This window comes from Micromonospora echinofusca (genome assembly GCF_900091445.1).
GTDB lineage: Bacteria > Actinomycetota > Actinomycetes > Mycobacteriales > Micromonosporaceae > Micromonospora > Micromonospora echinofusca.
The window spans coordinates 4,810,297-4,821,068 of sequence record NZ_LT607733.1; the positions used below are offsets into that span (position 1 = coordinate 4,810,297).

Genomic DNA, 10,772 nt, shown 5'->3' on the forward strand with positions numbered 1-10,772 from the left:
AAACTGCCGTAGCCGACCCTATGTGACGAGGAGGCCGCGGTGCCTGTCACGTACACCGGCGGCCTCCTCGTCGACGTTCCCCTGCCCGCGGCGCGCGAAGCGCCCGGGGCGGCTCAGGCCTGGCCGACCTCGAACCGCACGAAGCGGGTGACGTCGATGCCGGCCTCGGCCAGCAGCTGCTTCACCGTCTTCTTGTTGTCGGCGACGGACGCCTGCTCGAGCAGGACGTAGTCCTTGAAGAACGCGTTCACCCGACCCTCGACGATCTTCGGCAGGGCCGCCTCGGGCTTGTTCTCCTCGCGGGCGGTCTGCTCGGCGATGCGCCGCTCGGACTCGACGACGTCGGCCGGCACCTCGTCGCGGGTGAGGTACTTCGGGCGCATGGCCGCGATCTGCATCGCGACGCCACGGGCGTCCGAGTCGGAGGCCTCGTCGCCGGCGGTGCTGGTGTACTGCACCAGCACGCCGACCGCCGGGGGCAGGTCCTGGCTCTTGCGGTGCAGGTAGACGGCGGTGGTGCCGTCGAGCTTGGCGAACCGGTTGAGAACGAGCTTCTCGCCGATCTTGGCGGACTGCTCCTGCACCAGGTCGGCGACGGTCTTGCCGTCCAGCTCGGTCGCGAGCAGCTCCTCGGCGGTGCCGACGCCGCTGCGCTCGCCGTGCTCCACCAGCTGCTGGGCCAGCTCGATGAAGGCGTCGGTCTTGGCGACGAAGTCGGTCTCGCAGTTGAGCTCGAGCAGCGCCTTGCCGGAGTGGGCGATCAGACCGTTGGCGGCCGTACGGCCGGCCCGCTTGCCGACGTCCTTGGCGCCCTTGACGCGCAGGATCTCGACGGCCTTGTCGAAGTCGCCCTCGGCCTCGGTCAGCGCCTTCTTGCAGTCCATCATGCCGGCGCCGGTGAGGTCGCGGAGCTTCTTGACGTCCGCGGCGGTGAAGTTGGACATGGCTCTCTCTTCGGTGTTGAGACTGCGGGTGGGTTGGTCCTGGTGCCGGTTACCCGGATCCGGGCGCGACGTGCCCGGCGTACCTGCCGCTTCCCCGCCGCCCGGGAGAACGGGCGGCGGGGAAGCGGCGGTGCGGTCACTCCGCGGCGGCGGTCGCCGGCTGCTCGGCCTGTGCCTGCGGGGCCTGCTCGGCCTGTGCCTGCGGGGCCTGCTCGGCCTGCGCCTGCGGTGCCTGCTCGTCGGCCTTCTTCGGCTCCTCGAGCAGCTCGCGCTCCCACTCGGCCAGCGGCTCGTCGGTGGCGACGCCCGGCTCCGGCTTCTCGTCACTGCCGCGACGACGGCCGGAACGGGCGATCAGGCCGTCGGCGACGGCGGCGGCCACGACCTTGGTCAGCAGCTCGGCCGAGCGGATCGCGTCGTCGTTGCCCGGGATCGGGAAGTCGACCTCGTCCGGGTCGCAGTTGGTGTCGAGGACCGCGATCACCGGGATGCCCAGCTTGCGGGCCTCGTCGACGGCGATGTGCTCCTTCTTGGTGTCGACCACCCAGATCGCGGCCGGAAGCTTCTGCATGTCCCGCAGACCGCCGAGGGTGCGGGTCAGCTTGATCTTCTCGCGGGAGAGCTGCAGGGTCTCCTTCTTGGTGTACCCGGCGGCGGTGCCGCTCAGGTCACCGAGGGCCTCCAGCTCCTTCATCCGCTGGAGCCGCTTGTAGACCGTCTGGAAGTTGGTCAGCATGCCGCCGAGCCAGCGGTGGTTGACGTAGGGCTGACCGACCCGGGTCGCCTGCTCGGCGATGGCCTCCTGGGCCTGCTTCTTGGTGCCGACGAAGAGGATGCTGCCACCCTCGGCGACGGTCCCGCGCACGAACTCGTAGGCCTTCTCGATGTAGTCGAGGGTCTGGCGCAGGTCGATGATGTAGATACCGTTGCGCTCGGTGAAGATGAAGCGCTTCATCTTCGGGTTCCAGCGCCGGGTCTGGTGCCCGAAGTGGACACCGCTCTCCAGCAGCTGACGCATGGTCACGACGGCCATGGTGGGGTACTCCTCGTGGTCCCTGGTTGTTCCGCCCGGCCAGGCGGCCGGGCGTCCTGGCGCCCGGTCGGCGGCCATGGCGGGCCCGACCAAGATCGGGACCAGGGAGGCCGTCGCCCCACGACGGCTCGTGGAGAGGGCGCGCGAGGTCGACCGCGCGAGGCGGTCGCCAGTCGACCAGTGTACGCCCCTTCCCCGCCCCCGATGCCTCGGGTGCGGGGAAGGGGTCGGATCGCCCATTTCCGGCACTCGGCGCGCCCGCCCCGACCGGTGCTCGCCGTCGGCGGAGCGGTCCCGCGGGCGTCGCGCCAGCCGCGTTGCCGGGCGGCCGGTCCGCGCTCGGCGGCCTGCTGATCGCCGTCGGCGGCGAGGCGGATGAAGCGGTCCGCGGGCACCGCGCGGTGCCGCCCCGCGGGCCCGGGTAGCCGCCCCGGCGGTCGAGGGTCAGCCGACCGCGAGGGCGGCGGCGACGAAGAGCACCAGGCCGACGGTCAGGTACGCCGTCGGCGGGCGCAGCCAGCCCCGGCTCCCCTCCGCCAGCGACAGCCCGCCGGTGCGCAGCCCGTACAGGCCGATCGCGAAGATCGGCAGGCCGCAGACCAGGAAGATCCCCACCACGACGTCGGCGGCCGAGACCGGGTCGCCGGTCACGCCGCTGAGCAGCACCCGCAACGCGGGCACCTCGAACACCAGGACCAGCAGCGTGAAGAGCGCGGCCAGCGCCGGCCGTCGGGTCCGGTAGACGCCGTCGCCCGCCGGGGCTCCCGGGTGCGGGGCGACCACCGGGGGGTACGCCGCCAACTCTCCCGGCGCGAGCTCGGTGCGGGGCGCGATCGGCGTCATCGGCCCGGTCGGCATCTCCAGCGGGTTCGGGGGCTCGACCGGCCGGGCGGGCTCGTCGACCGGCGTCTCCACCGGGCTCGGGGCTTCGGCCGCCCGGGCGGGCGCGACGATCGGATAGCCGCCCAGCGGCGCCGGGCGGGTCGGGTCCACGGCCCGCTCGACGGGCCCCGCCCCGGCCAGTGCGTCGACGCCGGAGGTCGACAGCGCGTCGCGGGCGTCCCTCGACTCCCGGGCGGCGCGTCGCCCCGGGCGGTCGGCGGGCAGTTCCCCCGAGACGTCCGGGTCGGCCCCGGCCCGACGCGAGCGGCTCGCCCGGTATCCCTCGGTCTCCGACCGGGCGTCCCCGAGCGGCGGCACCGCCGCGAAGCGTCCCGAATCGCCGTCGCCGAACCTCCCGGACTCCGTCCCCGTGACGGCGAACCGACCGGAGTCCTCGGGGCCGGTCACCGCGAACCGGCCGGAGTCCTCCGCTCCGCCGACGGCGAACCGACCCGAGTCCTCCGGCCCCGTGACCGCGAACCGACCCGAGTCCTCCGGCCCGCCGAAGCGGCCCCGGTCGGCGTCGACGGCGCCGAAACGGCCGGAGTCGGGCTCGACGGCGCCGAAGCGGCCCGAGTCGGGCTCTGTCGACGCGCCGAAACGTCCTGCTTCGCCACGCCGGGTGCCCACGGCCTCGCCGAAGCGGGCGTCCTCGGCGGCCCGGCGCGGTTCGGGGGCGCTCAGGTCGTCGTCCCGGTACCGCGTCTCGGCCGGGCCACGCCAGTCCGCCTCCCCGAAGCCGCTCTCACGGTCACGGTCGCGATCGGCCGGATACCAGCGCGACTCCTGATCTTCGACAAAGTTCCGTCGTCCGTCCACGTCCGGCACCGTATGCGACCGGCTCCACGGGCGCCATTCGCCCCCTGGGCACCCGCGTCCCCCCGCGCACCGGGTCACCGCCCGGCGACGCTCAGGGACGGCGGTCCGGCCGCATAGCACGGCGAGGGCATGATCGTCCGTTCGTCCACAGCTCGTCCACCGTCCACAGATCACGGGACGCGGGGCGGCGCCGCCGCGCCCGCCGGGGGCACCGTGCCGGACATGACGAAGCGGAACCAGGCGGTCGGCGCGTACGGGGAGCGGTGTGCCGTCCGGCACCTGATCGGGGCGGGACTGCGCCCGGTGGCCCGGAACTGGCGATGCGCCGCCGGGGAGATCGACATCATCGCCTGGGACGGGCCGGTGCTCGCCTTCTGCGAGGTCAAGACCCGCCGGACCGACCAGTTCGGGCCGCCGGCCGAGGCGGTCGTACCGGCCAAGGCGCGGCGGCTGCGCGGGCTCGCCGCCCGGTGGCTCGCCGACACCGGCACCACCGCCGACGAGGTGCGCTTCGACGTCGTCTCGGTACGCCTCACCGGCGCCGGCGCGGCCAGGATCGAGCACCTCAAGGGGGCGTTCTGATGGGCGGGCGCGACCGGACGGGATCGTGCGGCGGGCGCCGGCGGGCGGCGTCGTGAGCTACGCGAAGGTGCTCTGCGTGGGCCTGGTCGGCGTCACCGGGCATCTGGTGGAGGTCGAGGCCGACCTGGCGGCCGGGCTGCCGGCCGTGGTGATCTCGGGGCTGCCGGACACCGCCCTGCACGAGGCCCGGGACCGGGTCCGCGCGGCCGTGGTCAACTCGGGTCAGCGGTGGCCCAACCGGCGGATCACGCTCAACCTGCTCCCCGCCGACCTGCCGAAGTTCGGTTCCGCGTTCGATCTGGCGATAGCGGCGGCCCTGCTCGGTGGCTCCGGCGAGCTGCCGCTGCTGCCGCTGGAACACGTGGTGGTCCTCGGCGAGCTGGGGCTCGACGGCGCGGTCCGCCCGGTGCGCGGCGTGCTGCCGATGGTCGCCGCCGCCGCCCGGGCCGGCGTCGGGAAGGTGATCGTCCCGGCCGGCAACGCCGCCGAGGCGGCGGTCGTCCCCGGGGTCCGGGTCCGGGCGGTCGACACGCTGCACCGGCTGGTCAGCTTCATCCGCGACGGCTCGCCCCTGATCGAACCGGGGTCGGACGGCCCGCCACCGACCCGCGGTGGGCCAGACCTGGCCGAGGTCGCGGGGCAGGGTCTGGGCCGCAGGGCCCTGGAGGTGGCCGCAGCGGGCGGGCACCACCTGGCACTGGTCGGGCCGCCGGGAGCGGGCAAGACCATGCTCGCCGAGCGCCTCCCGTCGATCCTGCCGGAACTGGACGACGAGGCCGCGCTGGAGGTCACCGCGCTGCACTCGATCGCCGGGCTGCTGCCGCCGGGCGGCCGGTTGCTGCGCCGCCCGCCGTTCCAGGCGCCACACCACACGGCGACGGTGCCGTCGCTGGTCGGCGGCGGGTCCGGGCTGGCGCGCCCCGGCGCGATCTCACTCGCCCACCGGGGCGTGCTCTTCCTCGACGAGGCGCCCGAGTTCAGCAGGGGCGCGCTGGAGGCACTGCGCCAACCGCTGGAGCACGGCCGGGTCCGGCTGGCCCGCAGCCGGGGCGGCGCCGAGTACCCGGCCCGTACCCAGCTGGTGCTGGCGGCCAACCCGTGCCCGTGCGCCAGGCCGGCCGGGGACGCGTACTGCGAGTGCCCGCCGCAGGCCCGGCGGCGCTACCTCAGCCGGCTCTCCGGGCCCCTGCTGGACCGGATCGACGTGCAGGTGCGGCTGCCGCCCGTCCGGGCGGCCGAGCTGATGGAGGCCACCGTCGAGAGCGAGGCCTCCGCCACCGTCGCCGAACGGGTGGCGGTGGCCCGGCAGGCGGCGGCCGCGCGCTGGGCGGTGCTCGGCCACCGCGTCAACGCCGAGATACCCGGCCCGTACCTGCGCCGCCCGCCCTGGCGGTTGCCCGCGCCGGACACCGCCGAGCTGCGGGCCCGGCTCGACTCCGGGTCGCTGTCGGCCCGGGGCTTCGACCGGATCATCCGCCTGGCCTGGACCATCGCGGACCTGGACGGTCGGGACCGTCCCGACCGGGAGGACGTACGGGAGGCCATTCAACTGAGGACGGGGGACGCGACGTGAGCATCGACGAGGAGACGCTGGCCCGGGTGGCGCTCACCTGGCTCGCCGAACCGGGCACCCGGTCGGTGCACCGGCTGGTGGACCGGCTGGGTCCGGTGGCGGCGCTCGACCTGCTGCTCGACGGGGGCGCGCCGGACGAGACGTTGCGCAACAGCGTGGCGGCCCGTTGCGCGGCCGGCGACGCCAGGGCCGTCGCGGCCGAGGCGCTGGCCCGTACGGACCGGCTCGGCGCCCGGCTCGTCGTCCCCGGCGACGAGGAGTGGCCCGTCCGGGTCGACGAGCTGCGCCGGCTCCGGCTGCCCGAGGCCTACCGGCGGGTGGACGTCGAGACCGCTCCCCCGCTCTGCTTCTGGGTACGCGGCTCGTGGCCGCTCGGGGAGGCCTTCGACCGCTCCGTTGCGGTGGTCGGTGCCCGCGCCGCCAGCGGCTACGGCACGCACGTCGCCACGGAACTCGGCTACGGGCTGGCCGAGCGGGACTGGACCGTGGTCTCGGGCGGCGCCTTCGGCATCGACGCCGCAGCCCACCGGGGCGCCCTCAACGCCGGTGGGCGCACGGTGGCGGTGCTCGCCTGCGGCGTGGACCGCCCGTACCCGATGGGCAACGCGGCGCTGTTCGACCGGATCGCCGACACCGGGCTGCTGGTCAGCGAGTGGATGCCGGGAGCCGACCCGCTCCGGCCCCGGTTCCTCATCCGCAACCGGGTCATCGCGGCGGGCACCCTCGGCACGGTGCTGGTGGAGGCGGCCGCCCGCAGCGGCGCCACGCAGACCACGCACCGGGCGCTCGCCCTGGGCAAGCCCAGCATGGTGGTGCCCGGCCCGGTCACGTCGGCGATGTCCGTCGGCGCCCACGAGACGCTGCGGGAGCATCCGAAGGCCCGGCTGGTGACCGGCGTCGCGCAGGTGCTGGAGGAGGTCGGGCGGATCGGTGACCTGGCACCCGTACCGCGTGGCCCTCAGCGGCCGGCCGACCTGCTCGACGACGACGCGCGGGCCGTCGTGGAGGCGTTGCCCCGCCGGGGCGCGGTGGGCGTGGACGTCCTCGCCGCGCGGGCGGGAGTGCCCGTCCGTACCGCGCTGCGGAAGCTGTCGATGCTCGAGGAGCTGGCGTTGGTGCTCCGCCGCGACGACGGGTACGCCCTCGCGCCACCGCCCAGGGAGCAGACCGCGAGGCGAGCGGCGACGCCGGACGGAGCGTGAGGTGCCGGACGGAGCACGAACCGCCGTCAGTCGCCCTCGAAGCGGATCTCCGTCGCGCGCTCCTGCCGGCAGCGCCGCACCAACCGGTCGAGTAGGCGCACGTGCGTCATCTCCGGCGTCGACCGGGCCACCTCGGCGAGGCAGCGCACCTCGGCGAGGAGCTGCGGCACCTGTCCGGCCGCGCAACCCGGCCGAGATCGTCAACCCGACGGCGCGCCCCGGGGCGAGGTCGGCACCGACCTGGTCCTCCCCGGTACGCCGGCCCGGTGTCCTGCCGGTTCCGCCGGCCGTCCGTAGGCTGGGCCCGTGCCGCCCGAGGATCCGCCGTCCACCGCCGTCACGGCCTCGACCCGCACCGCCGCGCCCGCTCGACCGGGCGGGACGCCGCCGCGAGGTGCGCCGGCCGGCCGGCGGGTGCCCGGCAGGGAGCCGCGGTGAGCCGGGAGACGAAGGGCACCCGGGCGACCCACGAGGCTCTCCCGCCGGGCATGCGGGAGGCGGTGGACGACTTCGCCGCGCACCTGGCCGGGGTGCGCAACCGTTCCGCCCACACCGTGCGGGCGTACGTCGGTGACGTGGTGTCGATGCTGGACCACGCCCACCGGATGGGGTGCGCCGACTTGCCGGAGCTGGACCTCTCCGTGCTGCGCAGTTGGCTGGCGAAGCAGCGGACGACGGGGGCGGCCCGGACGTCGCTCGCCCGCCGGGCGGCCTCGGCGCGGACGTTCAGCGCGTGGGCGCACCGCTGCGGGCTGCTCCCCGCCGACGTGGCCGGCGCCCTGGCCAGCCCACGGGCCCACCGGGACCTGCCGACCGTGCTGCGCGCCGACCAGGCTGCCGCCCTGGTCGAGGCGCCGGGCCGGCTCGCCGCTCCCGGGCCGACGCCGCCCACCCGGGACGAACCCCGGTCGGCGTCACCCGCCGAGGACGACTCCGGGTCCGCGTCGCCGGCATCGCCGGAGCCGTCCCGTACGCCGGACGGGGCGGCCGAGGCGGTGCTGCTGCGCGATCGGGCGCTGCTGGAGCTGCTCTACGGCACGGGGGTGCGGATCAGCGAGGCGTGCGGCCTCGACGTCGCCGACGTCGACCACGCGCGCCGGGTCGTGCGGGTGTTCGGCAAGGGCGGCCGGGAGCGCGCGGTCCCGTACGGGGTGCCGGCGCAGCGGGCGCTCGACGAGTGGCTGCGCCACGGCCGGCCGGCACTGACCGCACCGCGCTCCCGCGACGCGCTGCTGCTCGGCGCCCGCGGCGGACGGCTCAACCCGACTACGGCACGGCGGATCGTCGGCGGGTACGCGCAGGCCGCCGGCCTGCCTCCGGTCAGCCCGCACGGGCTGCGGCACTCGGCGGCCACCCACCTGCTCGAGGGCGGCGCCGACCTGCGGGCGGTGCAGGAGCTGCTGGGGCACTCCTCCCTGGCGAGCACCCAGATCTACACGCACGTGTCGGTGGAGCGGCTCCGCGCCGCCTACCGCCAGGCCCACCCCCGCGCGTAGCTGTTTCAGAAGGGTCAACACCCCGACCAGCCGGCCGGGCAGCATCCGCTCCGCTGATACCTGTGGGGCATAAAAATACCTGTGTGGTATCGGGCGAGCGGGCTGCACCGCCGTCGTCGCGATCCGGCGCAGCCAGTCACGGTTGAAACGGACCGTAGCGGCGATGGTGCCGTCGTGGCGCGGGAACGGGCGGCCTGCCCGTGTTCGAGGAGGCTGGGCCCGGATCAGCCGCGGAACGGCGGCGGGACATCGACGGGTCGCTACGATCATCGGGTGAGCCTGCCGCAGCCGCCCGAGCCGATCGTGGCAGCCCGCCTGCTCTTCTCGCTCGACCCGGCGGTCAGCCACCTGAACCACGGCTCCTTCGGCGCGGTGCCGCTCGTCGTGCAGCGGGCCCAGCAGCGGCTGCGCGACGAGATGGAGGCCAACCCGCTGCGCTTCTTCACCCAGGGCCTGGTCGACCGGATCGCCCACGCCCGCCGGCACCTGGCCGGTTTCCTGGGCGCCGACCCCGACGGCACCGCCCTGGTCCCGAACGCGACCACCGGCGTGGCGGTGGTGCTCCAGTCGCTCGGCCTGCGCCCCGGCGACGAGGTGCTCGCCACGGACCACGGCTACGGCGCGGTCGGCCTCTCCGTCGCGCGGGAGTGCCGGCGTACAGGGGCCGTCGCCCGGGTGCTGCCCGTGCCGTTGACCGCCTCGGACGAGGAGATCGTCCAGCTCGTCCGCGCCGGGCTGCGCCCCGGCCGGACCCGACTGCTCGTCGTGGACCAGCTCGCCTCGGCGACCGCCCGGTTCTTCCCCGTCGCCGCGCTCGTCGGCGTGGCCCGGGAGCACGGGATTCCGGTCCTCGTCGACGCCGCCCACGCCCCGGGCATGCTGCCGACGCCGGTCAGCGACGTCGGCGCCGACTTCTGGGTGGGCAACCTGCACAAGTGGGCGTACGCGCCGCGCGGCACCGCCGTGCTGGTGGTCGCCCCGTCGTGGCGGGAACGGATCGAGCCGCTGGCCGTCTCGTGGGAGCAGGAGTCAGGGTTTCCCCGCCGGGTCGAGTGGGCGGCGACGCAGGACTACACGGGCTGGCTGGCCGCGCCGGTGGGCCTGTTCACGCTGCGCAGCCTCGGCCCCGACCGGGTACGCGGGCACAACGCCGCGCTGGCGGCGTACGGCCAGCGGGTGCTGGGGGACGCGCTCGGGGTGGCCCCCGCCGACCTGCCGGACCCCGGCGGGCCGGGGGTCGCCATGCGCATCGTGCCGCTGCCGGCGGGCCTCGGCACCACGTTCGAGGCGGCGCGGGCGCTGCGGGAACGGATCGCCGACCGGCTCGCCACCGAGGTCGCCGTCATGGCCTGGAACGGACGGGGCTGGCTGCGGCTCTGCGCGCAGGTCTACAACACCCCGGACGAGTACGAACGGCTCTCGGTGCGGCTGCCCCCGCTGCTCGCCCAGCGCTGAGGGCCGGGTCTGCGCCGTCGAGCGGCAGCAGCCGCACGGGTCCCAGGCCGAGCAGGGCCAGCGGATCGAGGTATTCGGCGCCGCGCCGCAGCCCCCAGTGCAGGCAGGCGGGGGCGGGGCAGCCCGGGTGGCCGGCGAGGAGGACGCCCAGCGGCGCCCCGACCGCCAGTGTCTCGCCGGCGCGGACCGCCGGCGACACCGGCTCGTGGGTGGTCCGCAGGCCGTCGGTGTGCCCGACGGTGACGACGGGACGGCCGGCGACCAGGCCGGCGAAGAGCACCGTGCCGGCGCCGGCGGCCCGCACGGTCGCGCCGGGCGCGGCGGCCAGGTCGACTCCCCGGTGCCCGGGCAGCCACGGTCGCGGCGGCGGGTCGAACCGGCGCACCGGGCGCGGAACGCCGTCGAGCGGCCACCGGAACCGCGCCACCCCGGGCGACACCGCACCGGCCGGCACGACCGCACCGAACGGCCGTGCCGCCGGGACCGGCCGGACCACCGGCGTGGACGGCCAGGAACCGGGCGCGGACGGCCGGACGCCAGACGCGGCCGGCCGGGGGACGGGTGCGGCGGGCCCGAGGGACAGCAGGGCGGCGCAGAGCGCGACGGCGGTACGGGCGGCAGGTCGCATGGGCGCAGCCTGCCCGGCGCCTGCCCGCACCCGCCACCGGCGACACCGTCACCTGTGGACGACTGTCGTCCTGTGGACGGCCCCCCACGGGGCCGGGCAGTCTGCTAGGCACGCCGTCTGGTCCAGCGTTTCCTCGGCGTACCCCGCGCCCTGCCGCC

Annotated in this window: 10 protein-coding genes; 5 read left to right on the plus strand and 5 right to left on the minus strand. The window is 75.9% G+C overall.

All coding sequences use genetic code 11. The features are described 5' to 3' along the window. Nucleotides 1-113 precede the first annotated feature (113 nt). From tsf to GA0070610_RS20455, 3 genes are all read right to left on the minus strand, one after another. Nucleotides 114-944, minus strand: coding sequence for a translation elongation factor Ts (tsf, locus tag GA0070610_RS20445; protein ID WP_089001536.1), 831 nt, complete (start codon nucleotides 942-944; stop codon nucleotides 114-116). A 136-nt stretch (nucleotides 945-1,080) separates the two neighbouring features. After that, entirely contained in the window at nucleotides 1,081-1,977 is an 897-nt protein-coding gene (gene rpsB / locus GA0070610_RS20450) for a 30S ribosomal protein S2 (protein WP_089001537.1), read from the minus strand. Nucleotides 1,978-2,421: 444 nt separating this feature from the next. Then, complete coding sequence (locus GA0070610_RS20455) at nucleotides 2,422-3,678, minus strand: hypothetical protein (RefSeq protein WP_392567262.1); 1,257 nt, start codon at nucleotides 3,676-3,678, stop codon at nucleotides 2,422-2,424. A gap of 222 nt (nucleotides 3,679-3,900) precedes the next feature. On the opposite strand from GA0070610_RS20455, the gene GA0070610_RS20460 reads away from it, so the two are divergent. From GA0070610_RS20460 to GA0070610_RS20470, 3 genes are read left to right on the plus strand one after another with little or no spacing between them, the layout of a single operon-like run. Next, on the plus strand, nucleotides 3,901-4,260 hold the full coding sequence (locus tag GA0070610_RS20460; protein WP_089001538.1) for a YraN family protein: 360 nt from the start codon (nucleotides 3,901-3,903) through the stop codon (nucleotides 4,258-4,260). Nucleotides 4,261-4,312: 52 nt separating this feature from the next. After that, nucleotides 4,313-5,833, plus strand: a complete 1,521-nt coding sequence (locus tag GA0070610_RS20465) for a YifB family Mg chelatase-like AAA ATPase (protein ID WP_089003628.1) — start codon at nucleotides 4,313-4,315, stop codon at nucleotides 5,831-5,833. After that, a complete protein-coding gene (locus GA0070610_RS20470; protein WP_392567335.1) occupies nucleotides 5,743-7,035 on the plus strand; it encodes a DNA-processing protein DprA in 1,293 nt (430 codons plus the stop codon). Before GA0070610_RS20465 ends, GA0070610_RS20470 begins: the two co-directional genes overlap by 91 nt. 26 nt (nucleotides 7,036-7,061) lie before the next feature. Here GA0070610_RS20470 and GA0070610_RS30605 read toward each other — a convergent pair whose 3' ends face one another. After that, nucleotides 7,062-7,205, minus strand: a complete 144-nt coding sequence (locus tag GA0070610_RS30605; RefSeq protein WP_157747193.1) for a hypothetical protein — start codon at nucleotides 7,203-7,205, stop codon at nucleotides 7,062-7,064. Nucleotides 7,206-7,523: 318 nt separating this feature from the next. Here GA0070610_RS30605 and GA0070610_RS20475 point away from each other — a divergent pair, with 318 nt between their 5' ends. Continuing rightward, nucleotides 7,524-8,531, plus strand: coding sequence for a tyrosine recombinase XerC (locus tag GA0070610_RS20475; protein ID WP_089001540.1), 1,008 nt, complete (start codon nucleotides 7,524-7,526; stop codon nucleotides 8,529-8,531). Between the two features lie 273 nt (nucleotides 8,532-8,804). Beyond that, nucleotides 8,805-9,986 carry an aminotransferase class V-fold PLP-dependent enzyme gene (locus tag GA0070610_RS20480; RefSeq protein WP_089001541.1) on the plus strand — a complete coding sequence of 394 codons (1,182 nt, stop codon included), beginning with the start codon at nucleotides 8,805-8,807 and terminating at the stop codon, nucleotides 9,984-9,986. Here GA0070610_RS20480 and GA0070610_RS20485 read toward each other — a convergent pair. Continuing rightward, nucleotides 9,874-10,614, minus strand: coding sequence for a murein hydrolase activator EnvC family protein (locus tag GA0070610_RS20485; protein ID WP_089001542.1), 741 nt, complete (start codon nucleotides 10,612-10,614; stop codon nucleotides 9,874-9,876). The two genes, GA0070610_RS20480 and GA0070610_RS20485, sit on opposite strands and share 113 nt — an antisense overlap. Nucleotides 10,615-10,772: the final 158 nt, after the last annotated feature.